Source organism: Lewinella sp. (assembly GCF_050633125.1).
In the GTDB taxonomy this organism is placed as follows: Bacteria; Bacteroidota; Bacteroidia; order Chitinophagales; family Saprospiraceae; genus Lewinella.
In genome coordinates, this window is record NZ_JBOEFX010000094.1 from 1 (window position 1) to 1,020 (window position 1,020).

Consider the following 1,020-nt stretch of genomic DNA (forward strand, 5'->3'; position numbering starts at 1 on the left):
ATACGAATTGAACGTAGCTGACGAAATCGAGCCAAGTGCATCTTGTAACGACGAATTGAACGTATCTATCGGCGGTGGCGATGTAGCCAACGGTGTTGAAGGTATCGCTCGCATTTTCGCTACAGATGTAAACGAAGGCTCTAACGACAACTGTGGCGAAGTAACTTTGGAAGTACGTCGTAACTACTGGCGCAACGAAACTTGTAACCCAAGTGCTAACCGTTGGAGCCCATGGGGAGACTATGTAGACTTCTACTGTTGTGATATCGACAACGAAATCACAATTGAACTACGTGTAACTGACGAATCTGGTAATGAGAACATCTGTTGGATGGTCATTACTCCTGAAGATAAATTGAACCCTTACTGTTATGCACCTGCACCAGTAAGCTTGACTTGTTCTGATTTGCCATTGGCTTTCCCTGGCGATATCGAGACAGCTTACGACGAAGACTTTGCAGCGACATCAATCATGATGAGCTCTATCTTCGGCGGAGCAACAGGAACAGATAACTGTGCTGTTGATACGATCGTAGAGCGTACACCAAACATTCAGGTTAACGATTGTGGTTGGGGATCAATCACTCGTCGTTTCGAAGCTTGGCAGCTACGCCCAGAAGGCGATGCTAACGGCAATGGTGCTATCGACATCAACGAAGTATTCCGTTCAACGAACAGCTGTAGCCAGCTGATCACGATCACGGAAGTACACGATTTTGTTATCGACTTCCCAGAAGATGCTGACGCTGATTGTGGCGATCCTGATGTACCAACGATTATTACTACTACTGATGGTTGTGATGTATTGAGCATCAACATTGGTGAGCCAGTAATCTTCTCAGCAACTGGTGATGAGTGTTACAAGTACTCTATCACTTATGATGTAATCAACTGGTGTTTGTGGGATGGTGAGTACACCGGCTATGTTCTTCCTCGTATGACGGAAGATGACGGTGAAGCACTACCTGTAGACCGTGCTGTAGAAGGCAACGAGCGTCCAGTAGTACGTTACAGTGATGC

General features: G+C 46.2%; 1 pseudogene. It reads left to right on the forward strand.

Features of this window, described 5'->3' with window-relative positions:
- A pseudogene (locus ACRBG0_RS19885) lies at positions 1–1,020 on the forward strand (hypothetical protein); the annotation flags it as partial.